Below are 15,370 nucleotides of genomic sequence, written 5' to 3' on the forward strand. Positions count from 1 at the left end.
CCAGACAATTCGGCCTGCAGAACCCCGCATATGTTGCGAAAGGCAAGCGAATGGTAAGGGTGGAATGAAGCGCCCGCGGGGACAGACCCGCGGGCGCTCGTGTCGGGCACGCGGGCAATCCTCCCAGATGCCCGTCGTGTGCTCATGACGTGAGTTGAAGCGACGCCAAGACTGAGAAGTTTCTCTCCGAGGTGGTATAGAATTTCAAAGGAGTCCGTGCGCGAAGGAAGCCGTCAGTAGAGATCCTCTCGCTGGGGATTCGTTAATATGAAGGTTCTGCCATCCGCCAAGCGCTCCAGCAGCCCGCGATTGACCAATCGCGCGAGGCGACAAGATACCATGACGCGAGTAGATTGGGGTATAGGATCACGGCGACCGACTCCGTTGCCATTCTTGCGAGGATGCCCGAACAACTCCCTATAAATGGACTCGGCCGAACATTTCCCACCATTCCTCTTCGCGAGATTCAAAATTGCTCGCTGCTGAGCACTGAGCCGGGAAAGATTCATGGCGAACTTAGGGCGGAAAATGGCGCGGCTTTAATCTAACTGATTCGCGAACTTCTTGCGACGTTCCTAGCGCTATGTTCTGAGTGTGGCTCCCCCCGGAGGCACCGGTGTGCGTGTGTGCCAGACCGGAGGTGCCCTCTCCGAACGATGGAGAGGGCACCCATGGCTGAGTCGATCTCTCGTCCCCCCGAATGAGAGATCGACTTTTTCGCTCCGAGCGAGGCGTTGGAGAGAACGCGCCCGATCATTGCAATGGTTCGCTGGATTCGTCGCGACGGTGGTTTCTCAAGCCCCCCGGCTTCCACCGGTCGTGAAGAAATCAGCGCCGTCTACAGTACATGGAAGTCAACGTATGCAAAGGATTTTTGGAGCCCTTTGGACGTCAGATGAGAACGACAGTGCCCTCCTCGTGCTCTTCGAGGAGCGCACCACGGGCCGGGGGGGAATGAAGCCCGCGGGGAACAGAGAATCCTGAATGAATCCATGGGGAAATCCTCACGCACCGCGTCTCGGCAGACCGGGATAGGCAAGAGTATCGATGATTTGGATGTCCCTATGGTAGGGGTCGAAGTCCGGTCGTGGGCCTTCCATCTCTCCTGCGGACTCCATGTTCTGGATCATCGCGTAACGTAAAAGCCTCCAACCTTCTTCGGGTTCCACGCACCAGGCATGAACCACGTAGGCCGAGGTTTTCCAAGCTTGTCCCAGGATGTAGAAATCCGCGGTCACTTCTTGCCGCAGATAGCGGAATCTTACTCGCTTCCGCCTTCGGATGACGTGACGGATTTCGCTCAGTGAGACTGGAAAGTGCATGGCAGGAGTACGTGGGTCGAAGGGCATTCCAACCTTCGGATGGAATGCTTCGGCCCGCTGCTGCGCCGGCATTCATTGCCGGTATCCAGTGCGCGCCAGTGCTGGCTGGGGACGAACAACGACGGTCTCTCTGCAAAGGCAAGATTCAATTAGTCTTCACCAGACGCAGAAGCCCGAGGGCCACAACAGATCGCAGACTTTCCTGTTGTCGATTAAGGCGATTCCCATCGTGGGGTCCGCCATCACGGAATCCCGAATAGATTGTCGGGCTGCCTCGAAATCTCGATTTTGGATGCTGACGATCGCCATGACGATGTAGGCCTCAGCTGCAGTTCTTTTGTCGTTGGCATCACCCTCCCGAAGAAGACCTACGAGGCGACTGGTAAGTTCCCATTTGCGCCAATGGATTGCACACGCCGTCCGTATTCGGATTGCTGGCAGCCCCTCCCTGTCTTCAGGGTCCAAGGTCTCGAGGGTGTCCCACGCTTCTTCGTGTAGGCCAAGGGATAGGAATCCACTCGCTTCCCTCAGGATCAACGTTGTGCTGCTCACCACAAGTCACCTCGTTTCTCCATTACTGGAGGATCTGGAAGTAGGCGCGGGCCGCAGGCAGTCGCAAGATCATTCGGCATGAAGATGCATTCCACCACTAGTCGACCTTTACCAACGGAAAACACGTAGCTAAGGCTCTTTGATCGCTCTTTTGCCATCGCTCCGGTCAGAGCTTCATAAACGGCGTTTTCGTGGGGAGGGAGGTGCTTCATGGAGGAGATGTTTCTACGGCACGGGAATTTTCTTCATCTGCGGGATGCAGAGGAAACTCTCAATTGGCATGAGTTACTTACAATGAGGCGGGACTAACGTAAGCGTGGCGCGAAGCACCGTGCGCTTGCTGTTGCAGCCGAAGACTCGTTGTCGTCATAGCCATAGTGAATATGACGACAACGAACGGGAACCTGGTGAAGCAGGACTGCATCGGCAGGATCCGCTTCCGTCGGGAGCAGCGGGACATGCTGCTTGATGCCTACGAGGCGAGCGGTCTGAGCGGACCGCAGTTTGCCGCGCAGCACGGCGTGAAATACCAGACCTTCGCCACGTGGCTCCAGGCACGGAAGCGCCAGCGCGGCGGATACCCGGGGTTGCCGGCCCCGGAGTCCGGGACGCTCGTGCTTGCCGAAGTGGAGGGTTTCAGTGCCGTGGCGCGGGACTCCATCCCCACCCTGGAGATCGGGTTGCCAGGCGGGGTGGTGATTTCACTCCGTCATGCCGGGCAAGCCCCGCTTGTGGCGGAGCTGCTGAAGTGCCTTGCGGAGGGAGCGCGATGCTGAGCTTCTCCGGCAGCCTCAAGGTCTTCGTCGCGGTGGAGCCCTGCGACATGCGGAAGTCGTTTCACGGCTTGCACGACGCGGTGAGCGGCAAGCTCAAGGAAGATCCGAAGAGCGGTGCGGTCTTCGCCTTCACCAACAAGCGCAGGACCTTGCTGAAGCTCCTCTACTTCGACGGAAGCGGTTTATGGGTTCTGGCAAAGCGGCTTGAGCGCGGGACATTCTCATGGCCGAAGGGAACGGATATCCGCGACGGCAAGCTGAGGCTCAGTTCCACCGCGCTTGCCTTCCTGCTTGATGGGATCGACATGCGCGATGGCTGCAAGCGGCCGTGGTATGAGCTTGGATGAGCTCGCGGCTTGCCAGCCGCCGGGCATTCTTGCTACGCCATGCATCGTAGATGGCGGAAGACGAACGGCAGCGCATGCAGGGCGAGATCGACCGACGCGACGAGCTCATCGCGCGGCAGTCCGCCGAGATCGCGCTTCTCAAGCAGGCGGTCGACGCGCTGACCCGCCGGATCTTCGGGGCCAAGAGCGAGAGCCTCGATCCAGGCCAACTGGAACTGCTGCTTGACCCGGACGCGTCAAAAAAAGCGCCCGCCGCCGCTCCGGAAGGCCCCGGACCGGCGGCTGAGGAGGATCATCGGCCCAAGCCCGGCAAGAAGCCGCGGCAGCCGCGCATCCCGGAGCACCTGCCGGTGATCGAGGAGATCCTCGACCCGCCCGAAGTGCAGGCAGATCCCGCGGCATGGCGGCACATCGGTGAGGAAGTGCGTGAGCAGCTCGACTACCGGCCCGGACGCTTCCTGCGCCGCCGCCTGGTCCGGCGCAAATACGTCCGCAAGGCCGACCCGCTGGCCAAGCCGGTAATCGCCGGGCTGCCGCCGTCGATCCAGGAGCGCTGCATTGCCACGCCCGCGCTCGTTGCCGAAGTGGTTGCCGCACGCTTCGCCGACCATCTGCCCTACTATCGCCAAGCCGGGATCTTCGCCCGGCAGGGAGTCAGTCTCGACCGCAAGACGCTCTGCGGCTGGGCGCTGCTTGCTTCCGAATGGCTCTCCGCCATCTACCGTGGGATCGAGGCAGAGCACCGCGCCTGCGGCTACCTGCAGATCGACGAGACCCCGATCCGCTATCTTGAGCCCGGCCACGGCAAGGCCCGCAACGGCTACCTCTGGACCTCCAACATCCCCGGCGGCAGTGTCCTCTACCGCTGGCACGAGGGACGGGACCAAGGGGCGTTGACAGGCCTGCTTGGCGACGGCGGGATGGAGCGGATCATCCAGTGCGACGGCTACTCCGCCTATCCGGCATGGAGCAGGGGCAAGCCGGGAGTGACGCTTGCCGGCTGCCACGCGCACGTCCGCCGAAAGTTTTTCGAAGCACAGGACCAGGCCCCGAAGCTCGTGGGGTGGATCCTGCGCCAGATCGGGCATCTCTACCGGATCGAGCGCCGGTTGCGCCAAACACGTGCCGGTCCCGCCCTGCGCGAAGCCGTGCGCTCCTCGCAAAGCCGCATGATCCATGCCCGGCTCAAGAAGCTCTTCGACCTGCTGGCCAGGCGTCGCTCGATCCTGCCCCAGAGCCTGCTCGGCAAGGCGGTCCGCTACGCCCTCAACCAGTGGCCGAACCTGGAGGTCTGCATGGCTGACGGTCGCGTCGAGATCGACACGAATCTGGTGGAGAACGCGATCCGCCCGACCAAGCTTGGCACGAAGAACTGGATCTTCGTCGGAAGGGAGACCGCCGGGGAGAAGACCGCGATCCTCTACACCGTCGTTGAGAACTGCCGGCGGCTCGGAATCGATCCGCGCAATTATCTGGAGAATGTGCTGACCCGCCTGCCGGCGATGAAAGCCGGTGAAGCTGCAAGCCTCACCCCGGCGAACTGGCTCAAGGCCCGGCAAGCTGCCCGGCAAAGAGCCGCATGAGGGGCGATCGGCCAGAATGAAGGCCGCGGGATTGCCGGGCAACGTCATTCGCACGGTGCTTCACGCCACGCTTACGGACTAACGCCACTTGGACAGACGAAAGAACCAACAAAGAGCTGAACCGGATCGAGCGTAAAAGGCTTCCCGCAAATCAGTGCCCCTGGGTTTTTTCGAAAAGAGCTTCGGTCTTGCTCAGACAACCGGGGATGTGAAATCGGTCATATTACTATTTTCGCACATAGCACCGGAACGTTTTCGAGCTGATCGAGCGGGCCTTCAATCGGTTTTTCATGTGCTCAATGGCCGCGCCATTGCCGGCTGCGGTCTCCGACGCGATACAGTCATTGATGACAATCAATTCATAGGATCTCATATAAGCGTCGTTGGCGGTATACAGAACGCAAATGTCTCCCGCGAAACCTGTCAGGATAATGGTGCGAATTTTCAGGAAATCCAGTAACACATCGAGCGAGGTGGAGTAAAACCCGGAGTGGCGTGGCTTCAATACGAAGTAGTCTTCTTTCTCTGGCGCTAATAGCTTCGCAATTGGCTGACCCAGGCATTCGGATGCGCGACACCGCTCAATCTGCTCGTGGAAGGTCGACTGCCAATGCCCGAAGTTATCGTTCACGTAAATAACCGGCATTCCTACGGCTTTGGCAGCCGTCTTCACTTTAGCCATCCGTCTCGCTGCCGGTAACGCATGCTTGAGCAGAACCTTGCCGTCGGGGAACGCGAAGTCGTTAATGACGTCGACTAATAAAAGTGCTGATCTCAGTGGGAGGTTGGACATCGGACTAGTATTATTACACGTGGAGCCTAGGCCTTAATCCGCAAAGATCGTGGTAAATGGTAAGAGGAATCCGTAGCAAGGCGTCGAGGAGCTTTAGCGGTGGGAGTCGCCACTAAAGCGTCTCACGATGATTGGACCTAGCGGTTCATTCGGCGAGCGCTGCACAAGCCAATCAGACATCCTGCACCAAAGAACGCGGCCGCAGCAGCACATGGATTCCGGGCGATCCAGCCTTCGATTACAGAACGCAAGTCTTCTGCGGCGTGACAGTTGAGCGTGTTCGCACGGAGGCGGGGGCGCTGTGCGCGGTCGGCGGCATGCTCTTCCGTTTCTCGAGAGACACCGCTTGCGTGCGGAGACAGTGCAGGATCAGACGGTTTGGATGGATCCGATGGAGTATTCATGATTGTGGGATGTTGGAGTTGTTTACTGTGTCGCTATGGAAATCCGGCGAGGCAAGTCGGCGGCGAAGTGAGAATTCCAGTTTGCCAAGGCTTCAAAGCTGGGGAGGGCTCTCCTTGTCGCCGCGAGTCCGCTCCCGTTTCTCCGGAGGGACGTCCTCATACTGTTTCTCGGAGATCTTCGCGAGCGCATGCTCTGAAAGGAACCTGCGGCTCGCCACGATCGTTTTGTTCAGCATGCCGGGGATGATGATTAGATCATCAGACATGAGGCCATTGTAGCCTGCCTCGGCCACATCCTTCGGGTCCATGAGATTGCCCTTTTGGAAGCCGACGACGCCTTCCATGTTGCCCTTCGGAAAGAAATCAGTGTCGGTTGCGCCAGGACAAAGGGCGGTGACCGTGACTCCGGTCTTCTCCAACTCCACCGACAAGCCTTCCGCGTAGGAAAGGACGAACGCCTTCGAGGCGTGATAAACATTCACGGTGGGGCCCGCTTCGAAGCCTGCGACCGACGCGGTGATGAAGATCTTCCCGCGACCACGCGCAACCATCGGCGGCAGGAACAAGTTGGTGAGACGGACCACCGCCTCGATGTTCAGCCTGATCACCGACAGATGGGTCTCAATGGGAATCTCCCAGGTTCTTCCATGGAAACCATGACCCGCATTGTTCGCGAGGATCTCGATCGGGATGCCTTCAGCCTGTAGCTCGTCGAAGATCTCTTCCGCTGAATCAGCCGCTTCGAGATCTTTTGCTATCCATCGGGCAGCGATACCGTAACGGGTCTTGAGTTCTTCGGCCAGAACACCGAGCTCCCCCTCATCGGGTGCCACCAGCACGAGCGAGTGGCCATTTGCTGCAAACTGATGGGCAAGGTGAAGGCCGATGCCGCTTGTGCAGCCTGTGAGTAACACGGTTTCTTTCATGACAAAGGTTCGTTTGAATGATGAATGGGTTCAGACCACGGGCACCAGGGCGGGCGGCACCTCGGTCGCGCTGACCGGGGAGGCTTCCGTGAGGACCGGTTCCGGGGCCATGCCAGGCTTGATCACCACCTTGATGCAGCCGTCCTCCTTCTTCCGGAATTTCTCGTACGCGTCCGGTGCTCCTTCGAGCGGGATGCGATGAGTGATAACGAACGAAGGATCAATTTCTCCGCTCTCCACCTTTTCCAGCAGCGGGGAGAGGTACTTTTGCACGTGGGTCTGGCCGGTGCGGACGGTCAGGCCCTTGTTCACGAGAGCGCCGAAGGGGATCTTGTCGAGCAGGCCGATGTAGACGCCGGGGATGGAGAGCGTGCCGGCCTTGCGGCATGCCATGATGGCCTGGCGCAAGACATGAGGGCGGTCCATGGACAGCCCCACCGCCTGCTTCGCGCGGTCCACCACCGCGTCCAGCGAGCCGGTGCCGTGGGCCTCCGCTCCCACCGCATCGATGCAGCGGTCGGGTCCGCGGCCCCCGGTCATCTCGATGAGGCGGTCGTGGATTTCCTCCTCCTCGAAATTAAGGACCTCAGCCCGTCCGTGGACGCGCGCCATCTCCAGACGCTCCGGCACCCGGTCGATGGCGATCACGCGACCGGCGCCGAACATCCAGGCGGACTGGATCGCGAACTGGCCGACCGGCCCGCATCCCCAGATCGCCACCGTGTCCCCAGGCTCGATGCCGGCATTCTCCGCGGCCATGTAACCGGTGGGATAGATGTCGGAAAGGAAGACAACCTTTTCATCGGGAAGACCGGAGTCGATCTTGATCGGTCCCACGTCGGCGTGGGGGACCCGCAGATACTCAGCCTGTCCTCCCGGGTAGCGCCCCAGCATTCCGGAGTAGCCAAAGAGGCCGGCGGGTGCCTGACCCATGGCAACCTTCGCGAGATCGGCCCCGGGGTTGGTGGTATCGCAGGCGGAGTAGAGCTGCTTCTGGCAAAAGAAACAGCAACCACACGCAATAACGAAGGGAACTACCACGCGATCGCCCTTCCTGAACTTCTTCACGTCCCTGCCGGTCTCCACCACGATACCCATCGGCTCGTGGCCGATGATGTCGCCAGCCTCCATGGTGGGCATGAGCCCGTCGTAAAGATGGAGGTCCGAGCCGCAGATGCCGCTCGCGGTGACCTGGATGATGATGTCCTTCGGGTCGAGGATTTCGGGATCGGGCACGTAGTCCACGCGCACGTCGCCCACTCCATGCCAACAGATTGCTTTCATGATTCTGGTGATTGTAACGGTTCGGATCTTAAGAGCGGACGGCGCTGAGGTGTCCTTCGAGCCAGTTGGAGACGGATGTCGCCACCTCTTCCCACCCCGGCTCGCCGCAGATGAAATGGCCGCGACCCGTGAACTCGCGGTATTCGTGATGGGATCGTGCGTCCTGGTAAGCATGGGCATTCCGGCGCACCAATGATGCAGGGATGATCTCATCTTTCTCGGCACCGATCAGCAGGAGCGGATTGTGCGGTCGCTCCATGTCGATCTCCCCCTGCTCCCCGAGAATGTCGCGAAGAACCTGGCGACTCTCGTGGACGGCGTAGGCGTCCCATGCCAGGTCGCTCTCCTCCCGGCTCAGGGTGTTCGCGAAATTCTTGTGGAAGAGTTCCGGCGTCATCTCGTAAGGCTCGTCACCCGCGAATGGATTGGTGATGGAGGCGCTGTTGCGGAGAAAGCCCCAGTCGAGCGCCAGCATCTTGTTGGGAGCCACCGAGGCGATCCCGACGGCGGCACGGACCAGGCCTTCCGCGAGCAACAGCTGCGCGACGAGTCCCCCCAGCGAATGCCCGATGACCACCGGCTGCTCGACCGAAGCCCGCACGATATCACGGTAGTGGTGATACACGCGCTCCAAGTTGAGCGAGCCAAGGCCGCGCGGAATGTTCGCCCTCAGATCCGCAGGCGCGCCTTCGTGGAGTGGCCATGCCGGCGCATGAACCTCGTAGCCGAGGAAATCGAAATAGGTGACCCATGCGTCCCAGCTCTTCGGATTCTGGAACATGCCGTGGATGAAGATGACTTTCGGTTTCATAAATGAGTGGATTCCCTTCAGATGGTGAAGTTAGCGGCTCTTTCGAGTGTCAGCCAATGCTGCGCAGCGAGGGCTCGCGGTCCCAGCGCCTGCCGTCCCGTGCGGCGGCGACGTAGGATTTCAGCGTCTTAGGACTTTCGATGAGGACGGTTCCGTCGTCGTGCGCGACACCGGCGGCCTCAAGCAGGGGGGCCGCTTCGATCGTGTAGCCGATCACCTTGAGATGGCCAAAGGCGTCGCGCACCCAGTTCACAGCCGCAGCCTCGCGAACGAGATCGTCGATTGCCTCCTCGGCGGCTAGGATGGCGACAGTATCGAAGAAAACCGACGGACCGCCCGACAACGAGTGTTGGACGGGGACGAGGGCTCCATCGGAAGTGGTGGCCCCGCCGATTTTCGGAGCGATCAATTCCACGGCGGCCTTCTCCTTCTTGAAGGCGGCCTGGAGTGCGGCCAATGTCTCCGCGTCGGCCCCGTCAGTGATGAGAATGCCGGCTTTTCGTCCCTTGAGCGTGCGGGGATCCTTGCCTATCAGGCTGAGCGAAGGGGAAACCTCCAGGTCCCGTGTCGGGACTGCCGCGGCTACCTCCAATGCCTCTTCAACGGCCATTCCGAGCGCATCCGCCACCGTTTGCTGGAGCACGGGATCGATGTGCGCGAGGTGGCCGAGCATGCGCTTGCGGATCTCGATCACCTCGACCTTTGCCAATTCAAACGTGAGAGCGCTCGCTATGTGGTTCTGCTCGGGGCCGGTCATCGACCGGAAGAAGAGCCGGGCCTGCGAGTAGTGATCGGCGAAGGTCTCCGACCGCTTCCGGATCTTTTCTCCGGAAACCGCCTCGGGGTGGGTGCGAAAGCCGTGCATCGGGCACTCGCGCGGGGCGTCAGAAGGTGAGATCTGGCTGGGTTCGTAGGCGACCCGGCCCTTGTGCACGTGCATCTGGCGCAGCCCGTCCCGCTGGTTGTTTGCAAACGGACAGCGCGGGGCATTGATCGGGATCTGATGGAAATTCGGCCCGCCGAGCCGCAGGAGCTGTGTGTCCAGATATGAGAACAGCCGGCCTTGCAGGAGAGGGTCATCGGAAAAGCCGATGCCCGGGACGATGTGGCTTGGACAAAAGGCGACCTGTTCCGTCTCCGCGAAGTGGTTGTCCGGGTTCCGGTTGAGCACCATCTTGCCGAGCATCCGGATCGGAATGATTTCTTCCGGGATGAGCTTCGTGGGATCGAGGAGGTCGAAGTCTAGATCCGCAGCCTCGCTTTCCTCGATGACCTGGACCCCGAGTTCCCATTCGGGGAAATCGCCGCGTTCGATGGCTTCCCAGAGGTCGCGCCGATGGAAGTCTGGATCCGCGCCGCTGATCTTCATGGCCTCGTCCCACACGACCGCCGCGCTTCCGATCGTCGGACGCCAGTGGAACTTCACGAAGCGGCTGATGCCTTCCGAATTGATGAAGCGGAAGGTGTGGACGCCGAATCCTTCGATCATCCGGAGCGATCGGGGGATTCCACGGTCGGACATCGCCCACATGATCATGTGCATGCTCTCCGGCGTGAGCGAGATGAAGTCCCAGAAAGTGGCGTGCGCGGAAGCCGCCTGCGGAAAACCGCGGTCAGGCTCCATCTTCACGGCGTGGACCACATCCGGGAACTTCATCGCATCCTGGATGAAGAAGACGGGAATGTTGTTGCCCACGAGGTCGAAGTTTCCCTGCGAGGTGTAGAACTTCACCGCAAAGCCACGCACGTCGCGGGGAAGATCGACGGAGCCTGCTCCCCCTGCGACGGTCGAGAAGCGGGCGAAGACTTCCGTCTTCTTCTTCGGGTCTTGGAGGAAGGCGGCCTCGGTGATGTCCGCCGCAGATTCGTACGGCTGGAAGTAGCCATGAGCCCCCGAGCCGCGTGCATGGACGATACGTTCCGGGATCCGCTCGTGGTCGAAGTGGGTGATCTTCTCGCGAAGAATGAAGTCTTCCAACAGGAGCGGGCCTCGGACGCCCGCTTTTAGCGAGTTCTGATTATCCGAGATTGGAAGGCCATGATTGGTGGTGAGGTGAGGCTGGCTCTCCTCTGCGGTCTGGTGGAGTTCTGCCGGGAGCTTGGCAGATGGCGCGGGCGACTTCGGCGGCTGTGGAGTTTTCTTGTTGGCCATGGGTAGCGCTTCCCTAGCGGTTGGGCCGGGAGTCATGCGCTTTCGCATATCTCGTGCCGCAGCAACCCCCCGCTGATTCTCATGACGGAAAAGATGGAAGGTGACCTTCCCATCTCAAATTGCGCCGCACACGTGCATCATGCGAAGGGCAGGCTTTTCCGCTGTATTCAGATCTCCTCCAGCCTTGGGCGGAGCTGGAGCATGACGATGTCACATCGGTCAGGCTGGCTCAGGACAAACATAACGCTCCGAGCGACATCCTCCGCCGTGAGCATCTTCATTTCTTCCTGCGCCTCCTCCTGCTCGGATGGTGGCGAATCCTGCATGTCCGACCCCGTTTTACCCGGCTCGATCAGTGAGACGCGAATGCCCAGCGGGTTGGCCTCCTTCCGCAGCGACTTCGCAAAGCCCCGGACGCCGGATTTCGAGGCCACGTAGGTGGCTGCATTCTTCCCGCACTCTTCAGCGCTCATCGATCCAATCAGGATGATCTGCCCTCCCTCACCGCTCATTCGCTTCAGCGATTCAAGGGCACAGGAGATGTAGCCGCCTAGATTCACGTTCACAATCTCGTGACAGATGTCGTGGCTCATTTCCAAGAGCGGGCCGGACTCGGCGATGCCCGCGTTGAGAATCGCGATGTCCAAGCCGCCGAGCTGCTGATCCACGGCGGCAAAGACTTCAAGGACGCCCTCCTTGGTCCCGAGGTCAGCGAGAACCCCTGTTATCTCGCCCGGCGCGCGGGCGAAAGAATCCAAGGCGTCCTCCAGGTGTGACGGATCGGTGCCGGTGATCAGCACCTTCGCGCCCTTCGCCGCGAGCTCAAGGGCGGTCGCGCGACCAATGCCAGTGGTCCCGCCCGTCACCAGGATTCGATAGTCGTCCAATGATACCGTAGGTTCTCGATGCATGACGAAAACCTTCGCGGATCGCATGCCACGGACACCGCGATCCGACGAGCCAGGAGCGTGCGGGGACTCGCATGGCCTGAAACGAAAAGGGGTCCCGGGGAAGAACCCCGGAACCCCACCAGGTTCCATGGAAACTTACTCCGCCGCGGCACCCTCAAGTGCTACGGGGCCGATCTGTTCTGCCAGCGCGGTGAGGTTCTTGTCGGTGGTTCCCTCCTCATCGAGCGTGGTCTGAAGAATCTTCACGACGTCTTTCAAGCCGAGCAATTCAGCGAGGGCTCGCACGGTCCCGTAGCCGGCGATTTCATAGTGCTCGACCCGCTGTGCCGCTCCGATGAGGGCGAGGTCTTTCACTGTTCCGTCGCCATCTTCTTCGATGGTTTCGGAGCCCTCTTCCACGAGGCCTTTCATCGCCTTGCAGACCTTGCCCTTGGGGGAAATTCCGAGAAGCTCGGCGACCTCTTCCAAGCGTTGCACGTGGACCTTGGTTTCTTCGAGATGGGTCTTGAATGCATCGCGGAGATCCGGATTGCTCGCAGCCTTCGCCATCTTTGGCAGCGCCTTCACGAGCTGGGTCTCGGCGTTGTAGAGATCCTTGATCTCCTGGGCGAGTAATACTTCGACTGTTGTGAGTTTGGCCATGATGAGGGTTGGTTATTTCAAATGCGCTCGTCCCCTCGCACATCTCATGCCTTCCCTGTCATGGGCCCACACCGATGCTCTTACTTCCCGCGGTCCCAACTCAGCGCAACACATCCCACCACTTATCAGGCGGGCGTCGTTTAAGACGGGGGTTGAACGACTGGAGGCATCGCGCCGGTGCGAATTGAAGACTGCCTTTGCACGTTGCATTTGCTAGAGTGACAGGGCCGACCCGTCTGACGGAGGAGGCTAGGCTGAAGAGCTTGTCGGCTGCCATAGGCGCAGGTGGCATACGTCATGCAATGGCGATTTATGAGCCGAAGATTTCTTTTGAAATCGGCCGGATTCACGGCCGTCGATTCCGTCTTGAATGACGATCAAGCCGACACCCGTTCAAAAAGGAATGCACACGCACTTGATTTCTCTGAATGCCGTCCATTCACGAGCGACGGAGGGACGAGAGCACGACAATTCCAGCAAATGAGACGGAACAATCGTCAGATGGCAACAGGGAGATTGAAGCCATGACGATCTCCAGCACCAAAGACATCTTCTTTGACCAGCTTTCGGATCTTTGCAGCGCTGCGGCCCAGGCTGCGGAAAGCATGCCGGATCTCGTCGCTTGGTCGACGCAAGCAAGGCTTTGCGAATTGCTTGAGGACCACAGATCCGCCCTCGGGCGATCGCTGGTGAAAATCTCAGGGATTTTCCGCGCCGAGTCGGTCGGTCCAGGCGGAGCGACATGCAAGGCCATGGCTGGACTAATCAGTGGCGGAAACGAACACATCCGAATGGCTGGGGATACCATTGTGCGTGACCTGCTCATCATCGCGCACACACTGCGAATAGCCTCTTACTTGGAAGCGGCGGCCCGCTTTACAAACGGGATTGCGAAGCGCGCAGGCTTGGCGGTTGAAGGATCGGCCGCGGAAGATGTGCGGGCATTTGAGGGTGAGTTCAAGCGTTGCCTTGTCGAAGTCGCGTTGGAGGAATTCGGCGTGGAACTGGGGGTGGAGCCATGAGAATGTTATTCAGGAACAACGGGCTTTCGATTGTGTTGCTGGCACTGTTCCTGGCCTTTTGGACCGGCCAGTCGATCACCGGGTTTCATGTCTTCAACGACGACTTGGAGCTCCATAACGGGGCTTTAATCACCTATCGCGAATATCTGACAAGCGGCCATTTTTGGCAGGCCACCGGTGAAAACTGGGAGAGCGAGTTCTTGCAAATGGGAGCTTACGTGATTCTGACGACGATGCTGTTCCAGAAAGGTTCCGCGGAGTCGAACGACCCGGACAAGGCCGAATCCTTCAAAAGTAAGCGGAAAAGGAGGAACTGGAGTTGGCTTTACAGGAATTCGCTGTCCCTTGCCTTCTTCGCCCTCTTGGTTGCATCGTTTTTGCTCCATGCTGCCGGTGGACTTCGCCAGCTGAATCAAGAACGTGCCGAGCATGGCGAAAGCGTTGAAACGATCGGCGGCTTCCTCAGAAGTTTCGAATTTTGGTTCCAATCGTTCCAGAACTGGCAGAGCGAGTTTCTCGCCGTTTTATCGATCGTGGTTCTGAGCATCTTCCTGCGCCAGGACGGCTCGCCGGAAAGCAAGGATGTTGAGGCCCCTAATTCGGAGACCGGTAGCTGACCACGGATTTTCCCTTCCACCTATTCCCTGCTGCAACCATGGACGACAACCTGACCCGCTATCTCAACGATCATCTCGGAGGCTCGGCCGGCGCCATCGGGCTCATCCGCTCGCTCGCCGCCTCCGCGTGCGATACCGTCGAAGCCGCGTTTTTCAACGACCTCGAACGCAAGGTGGAGTCGGACCGGACACTTCTTAAGGATCTGATCTCACGTCTGGGCGAAAGTAGCAGCGCCATGCTGGAGGTCGCCGGCAGCATCACGGGTGCGGCCAGCCGCCTGAAGCTCAATTGGGATGGAATGGAGCCGGGATACCTTGGGAGGTTCGAAGGCATGGAGGTCCTGGCGCTCGGCATCCAAGGGAAGCGTCTATTATGGGTCATATTGGCGGAACTCGCACCTTTCATCCCTGAATGGGAGGGAGTAGATTTTGCAAAGCTGGAACTCGATGCCATCGAGCAGCGTGACGCCGTCGAGGACCGGCGGATGGAGGCGGGAGTAGATGCGATGCTGGAGGTGACCCGACGGCACGGAATCGTTTCAGGGGTTGAGAATATCCCGCAATGAAGGGCTCGCCGCCATTTACCCGCCATCCCGTTGAACAGGAGTTCTTGACCCGGTCGTGGGCGGGCCACGCGATTGAAATGGGGCGCGCCCAACTGCTGTTGCGCAAAGGCCCGTTCCGGGTCATGGAGGCGTCGCAGTCGGTATGGTTGGTCATCGAGTCAGGTGCCGGAACCCTGACCGCGGTGATGCTCTTGGAAAAGGATCCGCATGTTTCCCGGATCGCAGTGGGAAAAGAAGGCGGGGAGACGATTCTCAGGTCATCCTGTTTGCTGGGCGACTACACGATCCGCCTGCGACTCCAGGAGGAGCCCGTCCCGATTGTGAGGGCTACGGTGAAAATGACCACCACGAGTGCAGCGAAACTGCAGCAATCACGGCGGGATGTGCTGATGACGGACGAAAATCACAATCCGCTGGAGGAGGGCCTTCTCTTCACGACACAGACAGGTCCGAATGCCGGCCACGCATTCGTCGCGGCAGGTGATTCGACACTGTTTTATTTTCAGAATCTCACCGCCCTTGCCTCTTAGAAGCCGTCTGAAAATTAACTGAAGTTGAGCAATTGGGCTGTACAGAGCCGCATGGCCATTGGAGAATCCTCCGATGCCAGCGTATCCGAGCAGCCTCAGTGACCTCGAATGGGAGACCATCCGCCCGATCCT

The 15,370-nt window shown here is 59.8% G+C and carries 14 protein-coding genes; 7 read left to right on the top strand and 7 right to left on the bottom strand.

Translation table 11 applies throughout. From position 1 onward, the window contains the following. Positions 1 to 2,257 precede the first annotated feature (2,257 nt). From tnpA to tnpC, 3 genes are read left to right on the top strand one after another with little or no spacing between them, the layout of a single operon-like run. Positions 2,258 to 2,650, top strand: coding sequence for an IS66 family insertion sequence element accessory protein TnpA (gene tnpA, locus OKA04_RS09930; protein ID WP_264501000.1), 393 nt, complete (start codon positions 2,258 to 2,260; stop codon positions 2,648 to 2,650). Next, complete coding sequence (gene tnpB, locus OKA04_RS09935; protein WP_264501001.1) at positions 2,644 to 2,997, top strand: IS66 family insertion sequence element accessory protein TnpB; 354 nt, start codon at positions 2,644 to 2,646, stop codon at positions 2,995 to 2,997. The genes tnpA and tnpB overlap by 7 nt, the downstream gene beginning before the upstream one ends. A gap of 50 nt (positions 2,998 to 3,047) precedes the next feature. Further along, the gene (gene tnpC / locus OKA04_RS09940; RefSeq protein ID WP_264501002.1) at positions 3,048 to 4,580 is read left to right on the top strand and encodes an IS66 family transposase; all 1,533 of its coding nucleotides are present in this window, start codon (positions 3,048 to 3,050) and stop codon (positions 4,578 to 4,580) included. A gap of 226 nt (positions 4,581 to 4,806) precedes the next feature. On the opposite strand, the gene OKA04_RS09945 is transcribed toward tnpC, so the two are convergent. From OKA04_RS09945 to OKA04_RS09975, 7 genes are all read right to left on the bottom strand, one after another. Continuing rightward, positions 4,807 to 5,373 carry a cysteine hydrolase family protein gene (locus OKA04_RS09945; RefSeq protein ID WP_264501003.1) on the bottom strand — a complete coding sequence of 189 codons (567 nt, stop codon included), beginning with the start codon at positions 5,371 to 5,373 and terminating at the stop codon, positions 4,807 to 4,809. Between the two features lie 496 nt (positions 5,374 to 5,869). Continuing rightward, a complete protein-coding gene (locus tag OKA04_RS09950; RefSeq protein WP_264501004.1) occupies positions 5,870 to 6,703 on the bottom strand; it encodes an SDR family NAD(P)-dependent oxidoreductase in 834 nt (277 codons plus the stop codon). 30 nt (positions 6,704 to 6,733) lie between these two features. Further along, positions 6,734 to 7,987, bottom strand: a complete 1,254-nt coding sequence (locus OKA04_RS09955) for a zinc-dependent alcohol dehydrogenase (protein ID WP_264501005.1) — start codon at positions 7,985 to 7,987, stop codon at positions 6,734 to 6,736. A 28-nt stretch (positions 7,988 to 8,015) separates the two neighbouring features. After that, positions 8,016 to 8,798 carry an alpha/beta hydrolase gene (locus tag OKA04_RS09960; protein WP_264501006.1) on the bottom strand — a complete coding sequence of 261 codons (783 nt, stop codon included), beginning with the start codon at positions 8,796 to 8,798 and terminating at the stop codon, positions 8,016 to 8,018. A 49-nt stretch (positions 8,799 to 8,847) separates the two neighbouring features. Further along, on the bottom strand, positions 8,848 to 10,950 hold the full coding sequence (locus tag OKA04_RS09965; RefSeq protein ID WP_264501007.1) for a catalase: 2,103 nt from the start codon (positions 10,948 to 10,950) through the stop codon (positions 8,848 to 8,850). Between the two features lie 167 nt (positions 10,951 to 11,117). Beyond that, positions 11,118 to 11,861, bottom strand: a complete 744-nt coding sequence (locus tag OKA04_RS09970) for an SDR family oxidoreductase (RefSeq protein ID WP_264501008.1) — start codon at positions 11,859 to 11,861, stop codon at positions 11,118 to 11,120. Between the two features lie 135 nt (positions 11,862 to 11,996). Next, the gene (locus OKA04_RS09975) at positions 11,997 to 12,503 is read right to left on the bottom strand and encodes a ferritin-like domain-containing protein (protein ID WP_264501009.1); all 507 of its coding nucleotides are present in this window, start codon (positions 12,501 to 12,503) and stop codon (positions 11,997 to 11,999) included. Between the two features lie 524 nt (positions 12,504 to 13,027). Between OKA04_RS09975 and OKA04_RS09980 the strand changes: the two genes are divergently transcribed. From OKA04_RS09980 to OKA04_RS09995, 4 genes are read left to right on the top strand one after another with little or no spacing between them, the layout of a single operon-like run. Then, on the top strand, positions 13,028 to 13,525 hold the full coding sequence (locus OKA04_RS09980) for a DUF892 family protein (protein ID WP_264501010.1): 498 nt from the start codon (positions 13,028 to 13,030) through the stop codon (positions 13,523 to 13,525). Beyond that, a complete protein-coding gene (locus OKA04_RS09985; RefSeq protein ID WP_264501011.1) occupies positions 13,522 to 14,142 on the top strand; it encodes a DUF6766 family protein in 621 nt (206 codons plus the stop codon). Before OKA04_RS09980 ends, OKA04_RS09985 begins: the two co-directional genes overlap by 4 nt. A 38-nt stretch (positions 14,143 to 14,180) precedes the next feature. Further along, positions 14,181 to 14,708, top strand: coding sequence for a hypothetical protein (locus OKA04_RS09990; protein ID WP_264501012.1), 528 nt, complete (start codon positions 14,181 to 14,183; stop codon positions 14,706 to 14,708). Continuing rightward, positions 14,705 to 15,238: a hypothetical protein gene (locus OKA04_RS09995; protein WP_264501013.1), complete on the top strand. Its 534-nt coding sequence runs from the start codon at positions 14,705 to 14,707 to the stop codon at positions 15,236 to 15,238. The genes OKA04_RS09990 and OKA04_RS09995 overlap by 4 nt, the downstream gene beginning before the upstream one ends. The last annotated feature ends 132 nt before the right edge of the window (positions 15,239 to 15,370 follow it).

Origin of the sequence: Luteolibacter flavescens (genome assembly GCF_025950085.1) — a bacterium.
Taxonomy (GTDB): domain Bacteria; phylum Verrucomicrobiota; class Verrucomicrobiia; order Verrucomicrobiales; family Akkermansiaceae; genus Haloferula; species Haloferula flavescens.